This is a genomic window from Marinimicrobium sp. C2-29 (assembly GCF_038419845.1).
Lineage (GTDB): Bacteria > Pseudomonadota > Gammaproteobacteria > Pseudomonadales > Cellvibrionaceae > Marinimicrobium.
The window spans coordinates 200,932-217,776 of record NZ_JBCAQT010000007.1 but is presented as its reverse complement, the minus strand read 5'-3'; the positions used below and the strand labels follow the sequence as shown (position 1 = coordinate 217,776).

16 protein-coding genes are annotated in these 16,845 nt (G+C 61.0%); 8 read left to right on the top strand and 8 right to left on the bottom strand.

Features of this window, described 5'->3' with window-relative positions; genetic code table 11:
• Positions 1-91 precede the first annotated feature (91 nt).
• On the bottom strand, positions 92-1,399 hold the full coding sequence (gene tyrS, locus AAE484_RS09150) for a tyrosine--tRNA ligase (protein ID WP_341938073.1): 1,308 nt from the start codon (positions 1,397-1,399) through the stop codon (positions 92-94).
• Positions 1,400-1,657: 258 nt separating this feature from the next.
• On the opposite strand from tyrS, the gene AAE484_RS09145 reads away from it, so the two are divergent.
• Both AAE484_RS09145 and AAE484_RS09140 read left to right on the top strand, forming a co-directional pair.
• The gene (locus tag AAE484_RS09145; RefSeq protein ID WP_341938072.1) at positions 1,658-3,052 is read left to right on the top strand and encodes an OapA family protein; all 1,395 of its coding nucleotides are present in this window, start codon (positions 1,658-1,660) and stop codon (positions 3,050-3,052) included.
• Positions 3,049-4,200, top strand: a complete 1,152-nt coding sequence (locus AAE484_RS09140; RefSeq protein WP_341938071.1) for an anhydro-N-acetylmuramic acid kinase — start codon at positions 3,049-3,051, stop codon at positions 4,198-4,200. The genes AAE484_RS09145 and AAE484_RS09140 overlap by 4 nt, the downstream gene beginning before the upstream one ends.
• Here the strand turns inward: AAE484_RS09140 and erpA are convergent.
• The 4 genes from erpA to argC all read right to left on the bottom strand — a co-directional run bounded on the left by erpA (position 4,193) and on the right by argC (position 6,921).
• Entirely contained in the window at positions 4,193-4,549 is a 357-nt protein-coding gene (erpA, locus tag AAE484_RS09135; protein WP_341938070.1) for an iron-sulfur cluster insertion protein ErpA, read from the bottom strand. The genes AAE484_RS09140 and erpA overlap by 8 nt on opposite strands.
• Positions 4,550-4,605: 56 nt before the next feature.
• A complete protein-coding gene (locus tag AAE484_RS09130; protein WP_341938069.1) occupies positions 4,606-5,019 on the bottom strand; it encodes a bactofilin family protein in 414 nt (137 codons plus the stop codon).
• 47 nt (positions 5,020-5,066) lie between these two features.
• A complete protein-coding gene (locus AAE484_RS09125; protein ID WP_341938068.1) occupies positions 5,067-5,807 on the bottom strand; it encodes a DUF6776 family protein in 741 nt (246 codons plus the stop codon).
• A 67-nt stretch (positions 5,808-5,874) separates the two neighbouring features.
• On the bottom strand, positions 5,875-6,921 hold the full coding sequence (gene argC / locus AAE484_RS09120) for an N-acetyl-gamma-glutamyl-phosphate reductase (protein WP_341938067.1): 1,047 nt from the start codon (positions 6,919-6,921) through the stop codon (positions 5,875-5,877).
• A 123-nt stretch (positions 6,922-7,044) separates the two neighbouring features.
• Here argC and AAE484_RS09115 point away from each other — a divergent pair, with 123 nt between their 5' ends.
• The 6 genes from AAE484_RS09115 (at position 7,045) to pal (ending at position 12,871) form a co-directional block, all read left to right on the top strand.
• On the top strand, positions 7,045-8,820 hold the full coding sequence (locus tag AAE484_RS09115; protein ID WP_341938066.1) for a chloride channel protein: 1,776 nt from the start codon (positions 7,045-7,047) through the stop codon (positions 8,818-8,820).
• Between the two features lie 24 nt (positions 8,821-8,844).
• Entirely contained in the window at positions 8,845-9,270 is a 426-nt protein-coding gene (gene hemJ, locus AAE484_RS09110) for a protoporphyrinogen oxidase HemJ (RefSeq protein WP_341938065.1), read from the top strand.
• A gap of 42 nt (positions 9,271-9,312) precedes the next feature.
• Entirely contained in the window at positions 9,313-10,146 is an 834-nt protein-coding gene (gene thiD / locus AAE484_RS09105; protein ID WP_341938064.1) for a bifunctional hydroxymethylpyrimidine kinase/phosphomethylpyrimidine kinase, read from the top strand.
• 80 nt (positions 10,147-10,226) lie between these two features.
• Positions 10,227-10,856 (top strand): thiamine phosphate synthase, encoded by a 630-nt coding sequence (gene thiE / locus AAE484_RS09100; RefSeq protein ID WP_341938063.1) that lies wholly within the window; start codon positions 10,227-10,229, stop codon positions 10,854-10,856.
• Positions 10,857-10,915: 59 nt separating this feature from the next.
• Positions 10,916-12,196: a glutamate-1-semialdehyde 2,1-aminomutase gene (gene hemL / locus AAE484_RS09095; protein ID WP_341938062.1), complete on the top strand. Its 1,281-nt coding sequence runs from the start codon at positions 10,916-10,918 to the stop codon at positions 12,194-12,196.
• A gap of 192 nt (positions 12,197-12,388) precedes the next feature.
• Positions 12,389-12,871: a peptidoglycan-associated lipoprotein Pal gene (gene pal, locus AAE484_RS09090; protein ID WP_341938061.1), complete on the top strand. Its 483-nt coding sequence runs from the start codon at positions 12,389-12,391 to the stop codon at positions 12,869-12,871.
• 98 nt (positions 12,872-12,969) lie between these two features.
• Here the strand turns inward: pal and AAE484_RS09085 are convergent, their stop codons facing one another.
• The 3 genes from AAE484_RS09085 to AAE484_RS09075 all read right to left on the bottom strand — a co-directional run bounded on the left by AAE484_RS09085 (position 12,970) and on the right by AAE484_RS09075 (position 16,750).
• Complete coding sequence (locus AAE484_RS09085) at positions 12,970-14,094, bottom strand: transglutaminase domain-containing protein (protein WP_341938060.1); 1,125 nt, start codon at positions 14,092-14,094, stop codon at positions 12,970-12,972.
• Between the two features lie 126 nt (positions 14,095-14,220).
• Entirely contained in the window at positions 14,221-14,670 is a 450-nt protein-coding gene (locus AAE484_RS09080; RefSeq protein ID WP_341938059.1) for a DUF6174 domain-containing protein, read from the bottom strand.
• Between the two features lie 7 nt (positions 14,671-14,677).
• On the bottom strand, positions 14,678-16,750 hold the full coding sequence (locus AAE484_RS09075; RefSeq protein ID WP_341938058.1) for a beta-propeller domain-containing protein: 2,073 nt from the start codon (positions 16,748-16,750) through the stop codon (positions 14,678-14,680).
• Between the last annotated feature and the right edge of the window lie 95 nt (positions 16,751-16,845).

The window sequence follows — 16,845 nt, the reverse complement described above, 5'->3', positions numbered from 1 at the left end:
GAAGAGGGCGAACTATACGGATCTACACCGGACCGCGCAAGGGCTTTTTGAAACTTTTTTGACGACGACCGCCAGGAGCCCTATAGACCGGTTAACGGACCTCGAACAGATGGTACTTCTTCTTGCCCAGACGACAGATATAGAAGCGGTTGAACAGTGCTTTGCCCGGAGCGAAGCACTCGGGCACCTGAAGATTGTCCTCCGCCGACCGGGGCTCACCATTGATCACCACGGCCTGCCGACCGAGGGCATCCTTTACCTGCTTGCCCGATCCGGCCATACCGGCATCCACCAGCAACTGGGTGAGAGGTTCCTCACCCAACCGTTCGCGTGCCAGCACCGAAAAAGGCAAGCCGTCGAGCTTCACCTGCTCCAGGTCCTGCTCACTCAACCCCGTCAGGTCGTGGCTGAACAGCGCCTCGGTGATGCGGACCGCACCGTCGAGTCCTTCCGGACCGTGAATCAGGCCTGTCATTTCACGCGCCAGCACACTCTGGGCTTCCGGCCTCCCCTGACGTTCGCGATCCTCCCGCTCCAGTGCTTCGATATCGCCCAGCGGGAGAAAGGTGAAGTAGCGCAGGAATTTGTAGACATCGGCGTCGGCGGTGTTGAGCCAGAATTGATAGAAGGCATAGGGCGATGTCTTGGCCGGATCGAGCCAGATGGTGCCGGTCTCGGTCTTGCCGAATTTGGTGCCGTCGGCCTTGGTCACCAGAGGCATGGTCAGGCCGTAGACCTGGCCGCCATGCATGCGCCGGGTCAGATCGATGCCGCCGGTGATATTCCCCCATTGGTCACTGCCCCCAATCTGCAGGGTGCAGTTATAGCGGTTGTAGAGTTCCGCATAATCCAGCGACTGCAGCAACATATAGGTGAACTCGGTAAAGGAGATCCCCTCCCCCTCGCGCTCGATCCGCTGGCGCACCGACTCTTTGGAGATCATATTGTTGACGGCAAAGTGTTTGCCCACATCCCGCAGAAACGAAAGGACACTCATCCCCCCTACCCAATCGAGATTGTTCACCGCCTCGGCCGAGTTCTCGCCACAATCAAAGTCGATAAACCGGCTGACCTGACCTTTGAGCCGGTCGGCCCAGCCGGCCACGATATCGGGGGTATTGAGCTTGCGCTCCTGCGCCTTGAAGCTGGGGTCGCCCACCAGACCGGTCGCACCGCCCACCAGCGCAATGGGCTTATGCCCCGCCAGCTGGAAGCGCTTGAGCGCCAGGAGCGGCACCAGGTGGCCAATATGCAGGCTGTCCGCCGTGGGATCAAAGCCGCTGTACAGCGTGCGACTGCCAGAGGCCAGGTAGTCCTTGAGGGCGTCACCTCCGGAGGTCTGAGCGATCAAGCCGCGATTCTGGAGGTCCTGGAGTAAATTGGGGTCTACTGCTGCCATAGCTACCGTCTCAGAGTGTTTGGATGCGCCGCGCGCAGCGCCGCCGGGGTAAAAAGGGCTGTCAAGATACCGAATCCGGGCTTAAAAACAAGAGCCAGTCCTCAGGTTTTTCACACCAGGGTCGATATTCAATATTTACCGGGTGCTATTACTCTGGATTTCTGTTATAACTAATGCTAACAGCCACACATGAAAAACGGGTTTAACGTTTCCATGCAAGCCACTGAAAATACAAAGAAAAAGACAATTTCCGTCTTTTTGAAACAATTTCCTCGCGCCCACGTTCTCGCAGCGGGGGCACTGGTTTCCGGTCTGGGGCTACTGATGGCGCTGCCTGCCTCAGAAGGCACGCCACAGCCCCGTCAGAGCCACAGCCTGGAGCTGAATCTGGGCGGTGCTGCGCAGCCCGCCGCGCTGATGGCGCCCACCAGCGCCGATGATCAGGCCCCGGAGAGCGAGCCGCTGTCACTCGACACAGTGGGCGACCCGCTCGTGGATGCCTATCTGGAGCCTCAGGAGGCTCCCCTTGATTACAAGACCTTCACCATCAAGTCCGGGGACAGCCTCTCGACCCTGTTCAAGCGCGCCGGCCTGAGCGACCGGGACCTGTACCAGCTGATCAATGAAGCTTCTGAAGCCGGCGCCCTGCGACGCATCATGCCCGGGCACGAGATCACCTTTGCTCTGGACAAAGACGGCGCGCTACAGGAGCTGGTGTACGAGCGGGATCGGCTCAACAGCCTCAAGTTCAGCCGCGACAGTGGTGTCTTTACCTCCGAGGAACTGGAGCGCAAGCCCGACGTTCAGATTGCCTATCGCCACGCCACCATCGACAGCTCCCTGTTCATGGCCGGCCAGAGCGCGGGCATCAGCGATAACATGACCATGGAGCTGGCCGGCATCTTCGGCTGGGATATCGACTTCATCCTGGACATTCGCCGGGGCGACACCTTCAGCGTGCTGTTTGAAGAGCAGTTTCTCGACGGCGAAAAGATCGGTAATGGCGCGATCCTGGCGGCCGAGTTCACCAACCGGGGTTCGACTTATCAGGCCGTTCGCTACGAAAACAGCCAGGGCAGAAACGATTACTACACCCCGGAGGGCCGCAGTATGCGCCGCGCTTTCCTGCGCACTCCCGTCGAGTTCACCCGGATAAGCTCGCCCTTCAATCCCAACCGCCGTCACCCGGTACTCAACACCATCCGCGCCCACAAGGGCACGGACTACGCCGCCCCGCGAGGCACCCCGGTCAAGGCCGCCGGAGACGGCAGAGTCAAGTTTGCTGGACGCAAAGGCGGCTACGGCAACACGGTAATCCTCCAGCACGGTCAGACCTACGAGACACTCTACGCTCACCTGCACAACTTCCGCCGCGGTGTGCGCTCAGGCAGCAACGTCAAGCAGGGACAGACCATCGGTTATGTCGGCTCCACAGGGCTTGCCACCGGGCCACACCTGCACTACGAATTCTACGTAAACGGCTCGGTCCGAAATCCGGTGACGGTTGAACTGCCCAAGGCCGATTCTGTGCCCAGTGCTGAAATGGCCCGTTTCAAGGCCAACATTCAGCCCATCATGGCTCAGATGAAGCAGTATCGCAGCGAAACTCAACTGGCCAGTGTCAGCGACGACCTCCAGCTCAACCGGCCATGACCTCGCCGCTTTCCATGGCGTCAGAGCTCTACATCGGACTGATGTCCGGGACCAGTGCGGACGCCATCGACGCCGTGCTGGTGGATTTCTCCGAACAACCCCTGGCCGTCCTCGCTTCGCACAGCCTCCCCCTCGACCGGACCACCCGGGCGGCCATCAAGAACCTGACGCAGCCGGGCACCAATGAAATTGACCGCCTCGGCATGCTCGATCACCGCCTGGGAAACCTGTTTGCCCGCGCCGTCAACGAACTCCTGCAGGAAGCCCAGGTCGAGCCGAGCGCCGTTGCCGCCATTGGCAGCCACGGCCAGACGCTTCGACACCGGCCTCCCGGTGTGCTGGAATACCCTTTCAGCCTGCAGGTCGGCGATCCCAATATTATTGCGCAGCAGACCGGCATCACCACCGTGGCCGATTTTCGGCGTCGGGACCTGGCCGCCGGTGGGCAGGGCGCCCCATTGGTGCCCGCCTTCCATCAGGCCATCTTCCGGAGCACAGAGCGGGACCGGGCGATTGTGAACGTTGGCGGAATTGCCAACGTCACCTGGCTGCCCACAGAGGGCGAAACCATCGGTTTCGATACCGGTCCCGGCAACGGTCTGATGGACGCCTGGATCAACCAGATCCAGGGCAAGCCCTACGACGATCAGGGCCAGTGGGCCGCCAGCGGTGAAGTCAACGCCGCGCTGCTGGCGCGGTTGCTGGCGCACTCCTACTTTCGCCAGCCACCGCCCAAAAGCACCGGCCCGGAGGATTTTCACTACCAGTGGCTCACTGATCAGATCGCGCAACTGGATGAGGAAGTAGCGCCGGAAGATGTGCAGGCCACGCTGCTGATACTCACGGCGCAGACCATTGCCGCCAGTGTGGAGGCGCTGCAGGGGGAAACCGGAGCGGAGATCTATCTGTGCGGAGGCGGCGCTTACAACCAGCGCCTCAGGGAGGCTTTGACCGCCCTGCTACCGAACAACCCCGTTGAGGATACCGGGGCGTTGGGCCTGGCTCCCGAGTGGATTGAGGCCACGGCATTCGCCTGGCTCGCCCGCCAGACGCAACACGGCCTGCCGGGCAATCTACCCTCAGTAACGGGAGCCAGCGAAGCGCTGGTTTTGGGCGCAATCTACCCGGGGATGGGAAAGGTCAGATAGAGAAGGAGGCACCGCAGCCACAGGTGCTGGCGGCATTGGGGTTTTCCACGATGAACTTGGCGCCCTGCAGATCCTCTCGATAATCCACTCTGGCGCCCATCAGGTAGGGGTAGCTCATGGCATCAACCAGCACTTTCACCCCCTCCAGTTCGACCACAGCATCATCTTCGGCCGCCATTTCATCAAAGGCAAAGCCGTACTGAAATCCCGAGCAACCACCGCCCGTTATGTAGACCCGCAACTTGAGATCGGTATTGCCTTCCTCGTCGATAAGGCTTTTAACCTTGGCGACCGCACTCGGCGTCACTTCGAGTGCGGAATCGGGTACAAAGACTTCAGGTGCTGACATGATGGGCTCCACTGGATACTTCAAAGAGCATTATACGCATTAACCAAGCAAAACAGTCAAGTATTAACCACAGACTTGACGTTATCGGGCGCCGCCGGCTCTTCTTTTTTAGCGCCTTTGCGAGCCCCTTCAACGCCACTGTAAACGAGACTACCGTTCACCTGCGCGCCCTTGATCATTTCGATCAGCTGGTAGTGCACATTGCCTTCCACCGTGGCTTTCGCCGCCAGCTCAACGTGCTTCGTGGAGAAGACATTGCCGTTCACATTGCCATTGATGATGACCATGGGGACGCGGATTTCGCCCTCCACGGAGCCTTTTTCCGCCACCACCAGTTTGGCGTCATTGCCATTGTCCGCCACGATGTTGCCGATCACGGTCCCCTCGATCTGCAGGTCACCGGTAAAGTGCAGGTCGCCCACCACCTTGGTGCCCCGGGAGATCAGCGTATGATTGTTTGAAAATGCCATAATGTTGGTGTACTCCGCATACTCAGCGTTTATTTGAAATCCCGCACTTACAACTCCTGGACTAACCAGCCAAACTTTTTCTCTACCGTTTTGCGATCGCTTCCGGTCGACTGGGCCATGAGCTCAATGCGCTCCGGCTCAAAGCCCTCCGGCAGGGTCAGGCGGCCCTCGATATTCTGGAAATACCGAAAGCGCAGCCGTATGTCTTCGTTGTCCACCTGGCTCGACAACTCGTGCAGCGGGATGGTCTCGGTCTGCTCCCCACGCCGCCCGACAACGTTGAAATTGAGGTAACCGGACAGCACCTGATGATCGGTTGCCAACTGCTGCACAACCAGCTTGTATTCATACTCCCTGGGAATATCGGTGCCGATCACGTTCAGCGCCCCGATGGTCAGTCCAGTGTTATTGTCCCCCGGCGCCATCAACCCGCGGTAAAAGGTGATATCTTCCTCCAGGGCGGCGATCTGCTCTTCGAGCTTGATCACCTCTTTGCGCATTTCATCGCTGGCCTGCTGATCCACTTCAGACCCCAGCCGCAGGTTGGCCACTTGCTGGCGCAACTCTTCGGACTCCCGCGTCAAGACACTGACCTCCTCGCGCAGGCGGTCGCGCTCGGCCACGGCATCGGCCTGCTGGGTCATGCCCTGGTGGTATCCCCAGTAGTAGCTCGCCGCCACGGCGGCGCCAGCGGCCACCAGTAACAGCACGATGATCAGGGCCCGTCGAACGGGCCGATGGGGTACCACCACCATGTGATACTGTTTACTGCCTTTCACTTGGGGCATAGCACCTTCTTATAAGATTACCTGTCTGAATGACCCATCTGGAACGATCGGCGCAAATGGCAGACCATCAGGGCAGCAACGCCACAATATCGAGGCCCGCCGTTTCTTCGAAGCCGAACATGATGTTCATATTCTGCACCGCCTGCCCGGAGGCCCCCTTGGTCAGGTTATCAATCACTGACAGGACCACGAGCGTATCACGTTGCTGGGGCCGAAAAACGGAAATACGGCATATATTGGAACCTTTGACGGTGCGGGTCTGCGGATGCTCACCCGCCGGCAGGACATCCACAAAAGGTTCGGAGGCATAGCGGTCTTCAAACAGCGCCTGCAGGTCCGGAAGCTGGTCAGGGTTGAGTGCCCGGGCATAGTTGGTGGCGTGAATACCGCGGATCATGGGTAGCAGGTGGGGCACAAACGTGACCCGCGCCGCGCGCGCGCCCTCGGGTTGGATGTCCCGCAGGCCCTGTTCGATTTCGGGCAAGTGCCGATGACCATTGGCGGCGTAGGCCTTGAAACTGCCGCTGACTTCGGTCAGCAGGGTATCAATCTTGGCCTGGCGCCCGGCCCCCGTGGCACCGCTGGCGGCACTGACCACCAGACTTTCCGGGTCGACCAGCCCCGCTTCAAGCAGGGGCAACAACCCCAGTTGTGCGGCCGTGGGGTAACAGCCCGGGCAGGCCACCAGGCGGGCATTGCGGATATCGGCCCGGTTGATCTCCGGCAGGCCGTAGACCGCCTCGGGTACCAGCTCCGGACAGCCGTGAGTCTGGCCGTACCATTGACCCCAGAGGTCAGTGTCGCGCAGCCGGAAATCCGCCGACAGATCGACCACCCGGGTCCCGCGCTCGAGCAACGAGGGCATCAGATTCTGCGCCACGCCGTGCGGAGTGGCGAAAAACACCACATCACACTCGCCCAGACGGTCCAGGTCCGGCTCCGTAAACGCCAGATCGAGGTGCCCGCGCAGGTTCGGGTACAAGTCCGCTACCGCCATACCGGCTTCGGCGCGCGAGGTGATCACCGTCACTGTCACCTGGGGATGTTTGACCAATAACCGCAGCAGCTCGACACCGGTATAGCCGGTGCCGCCCACAATGCCCACATTTATCACTCGGGAACCTCACTCTCTGGTTCGAAGAATCGTACCCGGTTTGGCCGGGTGACTATTAAACGGCCTATAATACGGACCTTGACCGCAAACCGAAAGTCCACGCCACAATTTTCCGGGAGTGCCATGGCCGCTGATGACCCACAATCGCCCCTCGACCGCCTGCGCCGGCGGCGCCAGCAGGCGGCCGAACAATGGCGCAACCGGCTGGCGCACGTGGATGCCCTGCCCCAGCTCACCGTTCTGGGGCTACTCAGCGGCCTGTTGGCCGGTGGCGTCATCGTGGCGTTCCGGTTGGCGGTGGAGGGCCCGCTGGGCCATTGGCTCCCCCTGAGCGGGGAGAATTTCGAAGGCCTCGATGCCCATTGGCGCTTTTTCCTCCCGGTGGCCGGGGCGCTGCTGATCGCGCTGCTGTTCATTGGGCTGAATCGCCGCCATCACCCCACCGGCATACTCCATGTGCTCGACCGGCTCCACAACCATCAGGGCCGCCTGCCCAAGGGCAACTTTTTCACCCAGTTTTGCGGCGGCGTACTGGCGCTACTCAGCGGCCAGTCGGCCGGGCGCGAAGGTCCGGTGGTGCACCTGGGCGCGGCCAGTGCCAGCCAGCTGGGTCAGTGGTTGCAGCTGCCCAACAACAGCCTGCGCCCACTGGTGGCCTGTGGCGTAGCAGCGGCCATCGCCGCCTCGTTCAACACCCCCATGGCCGGCGTGATCTTCGCCATGGAAGTGGTGTTGATGGAGTACACCATTGCCGGCTTCATTCCCGTCATTCTCGCCGCCGTGGCGGGCACGACCATCACCCAACTGGTGTTTGGACCCGATATTGTCTTTACCGAGGGCCAGCAATTGACGGGGAATCTGAGCGAGCTGCCGCTGATGGCGGGACTGGGACTGCTGGTCGCCATCGCAGCGTCGGCCTACATCCGCCTCCATACCGGTTGTGTGCAACTCACCCGCCAGTGGCCCATTGGCTGGCGGCTGGTGCTGGCCGGACTGATCGGCGGCGTCGGGGGGCTGCTGGTGCCTCAGGTCATGGGGATGGGCTACGACACCATCGACAGTGCGCTCGCCGGACAATTCACCTGGCAACTGCTAGTGTTGATTCTGGTAGCCAAACTGATCATCACGGGCATCGTTCTGGGCCTGGGTATTCCGGGTGGCGTCATCGGCCCCTGTCTGGTGATGGGAGCCTGCCTCGGGGGTGCGGCGGGCAGCGCCGCCGGGCTACTGCCGGGCGAAGTCAGCGAATCGGGCGTCTATGTGATCCTGGGGATGGCCGCCATGATGGGGGCCGTGCTCAACGCCCCCCTGGCGGCGATGGTCGCCATTATGGAGCTGACCTACAACCCGGGCATTCTCTTTCCCGGTATGCTGGTGGTCGTGGTCGCCTGCCTGATCACCCGCTGGCTGTTCCGTTGCGAGGGTCTCTTTTCCACACTGCTTGAGCTGGAGGGGAAAAGCAATCGGCCCAAGCTCATGCAGCAACTGCTCAGCCGCACCGGTGTCCGCAGCCTGATGCACCGGCGCTATTGCCATAGTGAGTGCACACTGACCCGGAAACAGGCGCGAGCCATGCTTAAATTGCAACCCGAATGGATCGTGCTGCAAAGCAAACAGCTGCTGGTGAAGCCCGCTGACCTGATGCGCTACCTTGAGCAGGAGGCCGAAGACCGGCCGAGCGAGGGCGCCGAGCCAGCCGATCAGGAGGAGACGCTGGACCTGATGGCCATTCCTGCCACTCGTCTGGAGATGACATCCATCAGCCCCAATGCCAACCTGTACGAGGCCTGGCAGGCGCTGAACCAGACGCAGGTGGACGCGCTGTACGTGCCTTCGATAGGGGGCGGCATTTCGGGGCTGCTCACCCGGGAACAGATTGAAACCTACTACCGCCTTTGACGGCGAGCCCAACGGAGACGCTTCATGTTATGGCTTAAAGCCTTCCACCTCATCGCCATCATCTGCTGGTTTGCCGCGCTGTTTTACCTGCCACGGCTTTTTGTCTACCACGCCATGAGTGAGGACCACACCAGCCGCGAGCGCTTCAAAATCATGGAGCGCAAGCTCTACCGGGGCATTGGCACCCCCAGCCTGATTGCCACAGTGGCGCTGGGGTTATGGCTGAGTGCCGGCAATTGGGACTATTATCGGGCCAGCGGCTGGTACTGGCTCAAGATGGCACTGGTAGCGGTGCTGATAGTCTATCATTTCGTCAGTGGCCACTATCTCAAGCAGTTTCGAGATGACCGCTGCCAGCGCAGTCATGTCTTTTTTCGCTGGTTCAACGAGTTTCCCGTCGTGTTGCTGGTCGGTATCGTCATTCTCGCGGTCGTGAAACCCTTTCACTGAACGCGGCCCGACCCGCCAGCGGGTAAACAGGAGGTACCACGCATGAACTCAATCGCCCCCGAAGTCCCGGTGGTTTTGACCCTATCGAGCCAAGACCCCTCTGGCTGTACCGGTATTCAGGCCGATATTGAGACCTGCATGAGCCTGGGCTGTCACTGCACCCCCATTGTCACGGCCCTGTGCGCCCGGGATACCCGGGCGGTCAAGGAATCCGTGCCGGTCGCGGTCAGCTTTCTGATCGAGCAGGTACGGGCCATCCTCGACGATATGCCCGTGAAGGCCATCAAGCTGGGATACCTTGGGCCGGTCAGTCACATTGAGGCCGTACACACCATTCTTCAGGAGTACCGGGACATACCGGTGGTGCTGGAGCCGGTCACCCAGCTTGCCCAGGCGCCCAAGTCCGAACTTCAGGCCAGCCGCGACGCCACCAAGAGCCTGCTGCTGCCTTTGGCCACGTTGATGACCCCCGATGTGGTCGAGGCCCATGAACTCGCCCAGCAGGGCGACACCCTCGATGCCTGCGCCCAGGAGATACTGGAGCATGGCGGCGAGCACCTGCTGATAACCGGCACGCGCCGCACTCAGGAGCACTATGAAAACCGCCTGTATGGGAGAAAAGGCCTGATCAGGGAGTATCAATGGCAGCGCCTGAACGTACTCAGTCACGGTGGCGGCGCGACGCTATCGGCCAGTATCGCCGCCTACCTGGCTCATGGACTGCGCCTGTTGGATGCGGTCGAGCAGGGTCAGAATTTCACCTGGCACGCCCTCTCGGCCAGCCGGCAGTTGGGCATGGGCCACAGCATTCCCAACCGGTTGTTCTGGGCCGACCGCAACCATACCGGTAAACGCGGCCCCGGCGGCGGCTGCTGAGAAAACCACGATTTCCATTCGTCACAATAGATCAGCGGGCCAGGACAACTACCAGCGCGCCGCGCCGAACAGGAGCACCAATGACCACCAGCCCCCTCTACGCCATCACCGACACCCGGCTGCTTGAGAACCGCCTGCTGGCGTCGGTGGAAGCCGCGCTGAAAGGAGGCTGCCGCTGGATTCAGTATCGCGACAAGAGCCGGGATGAGGCACGCCGCCGACAGGAGACACTGGCGCTACTGGACCTGTGTCGCCGCTATCAGGCCCGATTGCTGATCAACGATGACTTGGCCCTCGCCCATGAGATCGACGCCGATGGCGTTCATCTGGGCCAGGGCGACGGCGACCCCGGGCAGGCCCGCCGCCTGCTCGGACCGGACGCCCTCATTGGCGTAACCTGCCATGACTCTCTCTCCCTGGCCCATGACGCCCGGGCGGCAGGCGCCAGCTACGCGGCCTTCGGCCGCTTTTTTCCGTCACAGACCAAACCCGGAGCGCCCCCCGCCGACAAAACCCTCCTGACCCGGGCGCGAGCGGAGCTGCCCGGGTTGCCACTGGTAGCCATTGGCGGCGTGACTCTGGATAATGGCGGTTCGCTGTTGCAGGCGGGGGCCGACCGACTGGCCGTCAGCCATCATTTGTTTTCCGCGCCCGATATCGAGGCGCGCGCCCGGGCTTTCCGACAGCTGGCACGCCCGTTGTCCGCCTGAGCCAATGAACCCTGATTCAACTACTAAACCGGATCCAACCATCTTTGAGGAAGTCTGTTATGAGCCGTTCTGACGAACTCTTTTCCCTCGCCCAGCGCCATATCCCCGGCGGCGTCAATTCGCCGGTGCGGGCGTTCAAGGCCGTGGGGGGCACGCCCCGCTTCATCGACCGGGCCGAAGGCGCCTATCTGTGGGACGTGGACGGCCAGCGCTATATCGACTATGTCCTGTCCTGGGGCCCGATGATCCTCGGGCACAGCCACCCCGATGTGGTCAAAGCGGTGACCGATGCCGCCCAGCGCGGCCTGAGCTTCGGCGCCCCCACCGAGAACGAAACGGCCCTGGCCGATGCCTTGTGCGATCGTGTCCCGGGCATGGACATGGTGCGCCTGGTCAACTCCGGTACCGAGGCCACCATGACCGCCATCCGTCTGGCCCGGGCGTTCACTGGACGGGACAAAATCATCAAGTTCGAGGGCTGCTATCACGGCCACTCGGACTCGCTTCTGATCAAGGCCGGCTCCGGTGCTCTGACCCATGGGGTCCCGAGCTCCCCGGGCGTGCCCGCCAATCTGGCCGAGCACACCATCACCCTCACCTTCAACGACGCCGAGCAGGTCAGACAGGTTATCCGGGAAATGGGCGATGAAATTGCCGGCATCATCGTCGAGCCGGTGGCCGGCAACATGAACTGCGTACCCCCGGTACCGGGCTTTCTGGAGGCGCTGCGCGAGGTCTGCGATCAGAGCGGGGCATTGCTGATTTTTGACGAGGTCATGACCGGCTTCCGCGTAGGGCCGGCCGGCGCCCAGGGTCTGTTTGGCGTGACCGCCGACCTGGTGACCCTGGGGAAAATCATCGGCGGCGGACTTCCCGTGGGCGCCTTTGGTGGCCGCCGGGACGTGATGGAAATGGTCTCTCCCACCGGCCCGGTCTACCAGGCGGGTACTCTGTCAGGCAACCCTCTGGCAACGGCGGCCGGCCTGACCACGCTCAACGCGCTGGCGCGCGTGGGACTGTACGAAACACTGGAAAAGCATACACTGCAGTTGACCCAGGGGCTGCAGACGCTCGCCGATGAGGCCGGCGTCCCCATGACCACCAACAGCCGGGGCAGCATGTTCGGCCTGTTTTTCACCGATGAGCCTCAGGTGACCCGGTTCGACCAGGTCATGGCCTGCGACAGCGAGCGCTTCAACCGGTTTTTCCACGGCATGCTGGAGCGTGGGGTCTACCTGGCCCCGGCGGCCTTCGAAGCCGGGTTCGTATCCGCGGCTCATACCGATGCCGATATTGATCAAACCCTGAGTGCGGCACGCGAACTGTTCAGCCAATGGTAGAAACAAGGTTAACCACGCCACAAATTTTCACTCCGGGGCTTGCTTGCTCTGACCGGAGCGCTTAATCTTGGCGCAGGCTTCCGGCTACCAACCGCAGGGCAGGTTTTGCCCTGCGACTCTGTGTCGGGACCGCATAGAACTACACTCATTGAATCGACGGAATACACCCTGTTCACCCATCGGGAGATCACGATGAACAACCTGTTAAAAAGCTTTCTGATTTTTATTGCCGCCACCGGTCTGCTGGTAGGCTGTAGCTCTACCTCCACCCAGGACGAACCCACTGAAGAGCCGGCTGTGTCCGAGCCCGCACCCGAGCCCGAGCCCGCTCCGGAACCCGAGCCCGAGCCGCTGGACACGGTTTTCTATTTTGACTTTGACGAGTCTACCCTGAAGTCGGACGCACGCTCCGAACTGATGGCTCACGCCGAACGTCTGAAAGAAGAGCCGCAGGATATCCGCCTGGAAGGTCACGCTGACGAGCGCGGCTCGCGCGAGTACAACATGGGCCTGGGTGAGCGTCGTGCCAAGGCCGTACGCGACTTCCTGGTGCTGCAGGGTGTTTCTTCCAGCCGTATCGAAGTGGTCAGCTACGGTGAAGAACGTCCCGCCGTTCGTGGCAGCAACGAAAATGCCTGGGAACAGAACCGCCGGGTCGAAGTGGTTATCAAGTAAGATAGCCAACTCACTGGCTATTGACCGACACGCATGAGCGTGTCGGTCGCTCCCTTCTCTACACGCCGTACTCTTCAGCCCCCCCCTGAAAACCTCCGTTACAGATAGAGATCCTCACTGAAGCGTTTTTGTTTTTTGCGCATCTGTTCGGCTTTGGCAGACTGGTCATTGCGTTCGTGAATCTCAGCCGCCAGCGCATAAAACCGCGGCTCTCGCCCCTGCTGTTCAATCGCCTGCTCCAGTAAGCGCAACGCGCCCCGCAGATCGTCTTCTGCCAGCTTCTCCTGTGCTCTGAAATAGAGGTAGTAGGGGTTGCTCTCGCGGTGTTCGCGTGCGCGCTCGAGAAAGTAGTCGGCTTTCTCGGTTTCTCCCAGCTTGTTGTAGAGCGTGCTGAGGTTGCTCATGACTGTCAGATCATCTTCCGCTTGCGACAGACCGGCCAGATAAGCCAGTTCGGCCTGCCGGGCATGGCCCTGGCGAATGTACAGGGTCCCCAGGTTTCCCCAGATGTAACCCTGTGTACTGTCCAGTTCAAGCGCTTTGCGCAGGTGTAAAAACCCCTGTTTCGGGTGGCCCTGTGCCGCCAACTCCATTCCCCGGTTATTGTAAAACTGGGCCGCCGCGAGCGATTCGGAGATGAGCGTCTGCTCGTAAACGGGACTGTACCGATCCATTTCCAGATCCACCACCAGCTCGTCGCCAAACGGCAATCGCACCTTGGCATTGACATGACGGAAGTACAGTAGCGCCTGGTTTTCGCGTTGGTGCCAGCTCGGGGGGATCTTTACATCATTCACACGCGCATCTAGCCCCATGTGACGCGCCATGGCGACATACATGAGTGTGAAGCTGAGGCAATTGGCCCGTTTGCTCTCAAAGGCTTCCCGCGCGGTTGTCGTCTCCAGCGCGCTATAACGGATACCCTGGCCGCCCACCAGGGGAGAGGACAGCAGCGTGTGGTGTAGCGCTTCAGCGCGGCGGAAACTGCGGCCGTGCATCATCGCCAGCTCTTCGGCAATCACTTCCATCATGGGAGAGAGCTGCATCAGGTCATGGTCGGGCAGATCCTGTAGTTGGACCGGTTCACCCAGTAAAACCTCCCCCGACAGGATCTCTTGCAGATCCGCCTCGCTGGGCGCCTGTACCCAATCGGGGTGCGTTTGCAGTTGGCTACAGGCGCTCAAGAACAACAGGTGTGACAACACCAGCGCTTTGAGCTTCATACTCACTCTCTCCACCTAAGCACGATAGTGGCACACGAGCTTTACGCTCGCGCACCACTTCGACTCTGCCAGAGTATAACAATTCGATGGAGGAGTGAGTTTTTAGTGGGCTGTGCGCATGGCCCACTAGGCCAGCCGCCGCTCGGGCTGCCCCTGCTGGGTACTGAGCAGCGTGAAACTCAGTGGGTAGCCGTGTAGAGAGTGGTACTGGGCCCGCACCGAGTCGGGCGCATCCCGCAGCGCCTGTTCTATCCAGTCAAAGTAGTCATCAATCGTCCCCACCTCGTCCTCGACCGCGGCGGTTTCCCCGCCCGGTTCCAGACAGCGGGCCGAGTGAATTTTACCGCCGGCCACCTGGACCCGAATATCGCTTTCGGGCATGGCAAAACAGCGACGACTGAGAGTGTACCGGTAGTCATCGAAGCCGCTCAGGCGCCACAGCGCGCGGTGGTAAGCCAGTTGAGAGCGGGGATCATCGGCCCTTGTGTGGTACTGACGTTTGAGTTGCAGCAGCGCATCGGGCGCCAGGTTGGCGCCATTGGAGGCGATATTCATCGACAGCATCAACGTATACATTCTGTCTTTACTCCGTAAAGGGCCCCTGAACATTTTCCGGGTCGCTCCAGTCGCTGGCCCAGATATCATTGCCGTGAAGATAGAAAACGGTGTCGCCGTGCATACGGCTGCGTCCATTGCCGCTATCTGTATGCCAGCCATTACTGTTGTCCTGGGGCTGCTCGACAATCATGCTTCCGACCGGCTCCAGAACGGCTTCTTCGCCCGTGAGGTTGTTGATTTCAAACAGATGCAGCCCGGAGTCCACCCATTCGTAATTCTCCCGACGGGTGACCGGGAGGGTGAAGCGCAGACTGTCGTCACTGACGGAAAGAAAGTTGAAGGCACGCAGGTCGCGCAGCGCTTCACTCCAGCTGCGCTGTCCGCCAATCATGTGGGTCTCAAGGCTCAGCGGGTTGTTGTCATCCCGAACATCAAACAGCTCGATTTTGACGCCACCCTCCATACTCATGGGATCTTCGCCCACGGATACCAGATAGCCATCGCCGACCGGGTGCAGATAGGTCGAAACGCCGGGGATTTCCAGGGCACCCACAATCTGCGGATTCTCGTTGTCGCTCAAATCGAGCACGTAGAGCGGGTCCATCTGCTCGAACGTAACGATATAGGCCCTGTCACCCAGAAAACGCACGGCAAAGATATCTTCGCCCGGTTTGCCGATTTGTTCGGGTTGCTGCTCGTTGGGCAACTTCGCGACCACTTCCAGCTGTTCGGTGTCCCCGGTCTCGGGCTCACGCAGTACGTGCAGGTAGTGATCAAAGTCATTCCACCCCTGGCGGACACTGGTCACCACACGCAGATAGCCGTCCTTCTCATCCATGCTGAACGCGGGGTCGGACCAGTTCAGGTGCCCCGGCACCACCCCGGTGCCCCGATAGTCCACTTCGCCCTGTTCGATGGTGAATTTGTGCAGCCCGGTCTGTTGCTCGGAGCCGCTGCCGCCGCGTGCGCCGAGGTACAGACTGTCCAGTGACATGTAAATACCACTCAGCTGCGCATTGATGCAGGCCGAAGACACCAGCTCACGCGAGCGCAGATCGATCGCGCTGACCGTCACCAGGTCGGCATACCCCTGATCCGAGGCAATTTCCCGCGGCAAATAGCAGTCTTCTTCGGTCACCAACGGCAGTAGGTCACCATCATTGACGCTGTATTCCGGCAACAGGTCCTCAATTGACGCGTCGCGGATCAGCTGCTCATTCCGCTCCCTGGCCTCCTGTGAGTCGGGGTAGGGCTCCACGCCCTCGATCTGCGGAATGGTGCGCGTCACCAGGTACATCACGTCGCCAATCTTGCGGCTGTTCAACAGGGCCCCTTCAAGTTCAATGGACCAATCCAGCTGCGGGTTGCCGGGCGACTGGACGTCGAGCAGATCGACCCGGGTGGCGCCCGCGCGGCGACCGTAGCTGGGGGTATCGCCCCAGCCCCAGTGAAAATACAGGCGTTTGTCACTCAGGGCGGCCACCGACTGGGCCCGCCCCTCTTCGTCATCCAGGGTATACAGCTCGGAAAGCGTGAGGGGATTCTCTTCAGAGCGTTCGAATTCGTAGCGGGCCATCCAGGTGGCACCCACCGCTTCGGGCTGGGTGCTGTAAATCCGCACTGCCTGGTTCGGCGGGGGTTCCGTGCTGCCGCCGAAGCCGTCATCCACGGCAATCTCGGCGCCCGCCGCAAAATGGGCGTAGGTGTAATAGGGCGATTCGGCCACAAACAGGTGCTCGCCGTCGTATTTCAGCCGGTCCGCCTCGTCCACGCCCAGCACATGGACGTTGGTCTGCGAGAAGTTCTCGCCGCCACCGGCCGAATCTTCGGCGGCTGGACTCTCCGCAAAGTCACCATCATTTCTCCCGTCCTGCCCCTGGGGCTGGACCATCAGGCGCACGCCATTGCGCAGGTACTCGGAAAAATCGCTCGGCGGGTGCTGGTTGCTCAGCGGGCCCAGTGCCGGGTCCGCCAGGCGCAAATTGCTGTAATCCGTATCCAGTCGACCGCGGGGATCTCCCCCGGAGTCGGAGCCCGAGCCACAGGCCGCGAGCAGCACGCTGCTACCCAATAGTGTCATCAGTGCTAAGCGTTTCATGTGAGCCCATCCCTTTTGTGGTGCGAGTGTCGATTCATCAAATCGGGCCAGACATCCAAAAGACCCGTCAGCTTTCAATCTACACCCCTGCCCTG

Excerpts from the sequence above, each read along its gene's own strand:
- tyrS (WP_341938073.1), bottom strand. The coding sequence starts at position 1,399 with ATGGCAGCAGTAGACCCCAATTTACTCCAGGACCTCCAGAATCGCGGC.
- AAE484_RS09140 (WP_341938071.1), top strand. The coding sequence starts at position 3,049 with ATGACCTCGCCGCTTTCCATGGCGTCAGAGCTCTACATCGGACTGATG.
- erpA (WP_341938070.1), bottom strand. The coding sequence starts at position 4,549 with ATGTCAGCACCTGAAGTCTTTGTACCCGATTCCGCACTCGAAGTGACG.
- AAE484_RS09130 (WP_341938069.1), bottom strand. The coding sequence starts at position 5,019 with ATGGCATTTTCAAACAATCATACGCTGATCTCCCGGGGCACCAAGGTG.
- AAE484_RS09125 (WP_341938068.1), bottom strand. The coding sequence starts at position 5,807 with ATGCCCCAAGTGAAAGGCAGTAAACAGTATCACATGGTGGTGGTACCC.
- AAE484_RS09115 (WP_341938066.1), top strand. The coding sequence starts at position 7,045 with ATGGCCGCTGATGACCCACAATCGCCCCTCGACCGCCTGCGCCGGCGG.
- hemJ (WP_341938065.1), top strand. The coding sequence starts at position 8,845 with ATGTTATGGCTTAAAGCCTTCCACCTCATCGCCATCATCTGCTGGTTT.
- thiD (WP_341938064.1), top strand. The coding sequence starts at position 9,313 with ATGAACTCAATCGCCCCCGAAGTCCCGGTGGTTTTGACCCTATCGAGC.
- thiE (WP_341938063.1), top strand. The coding sequence starts at position 10,227 with ATGACCACCAGCCCCCTCTACGCCATCACCGACACCCGGCTGCTTGAG.
- hemL (WP_341938062.1), top strand. The coding sequence starts at position 10,916 with ATGAGCCGTTCTGACGAACTCTTTTCCCTCGCCCAGCGCCATATCCCC.
- pal (WP_341938061.1), top strand. The coding sequence starts at position 12,389 with ATGAACAACCTGTTAAAAAGCTTTCTGATTTTTATTGCCGCCACCGGT.
- AAE484_RS09085 (WP_341938060.1), bottom strand. The coding sequence starts at position 14,094 with ATGAAGCTCAAAGCGCTGGTGTTGTCACACCTGTTGTTCTTGAGCGCC.
- AAE484_RS09080 (WP_341938059.1), bottom strand. The coding sequence starts at position 14,670 with ATGTATACGTTGATGCTGTCGATGAATATCGCCTCCAATGGCGCCAAC.
- AAE484_RS09075 (WP_341938058.1), bottom strand. The coding sequence starts at position 16,750 with ATGAAACGCTTAGCACTGATGACACTATTGGGTAGCAGCGTGCTGCTC.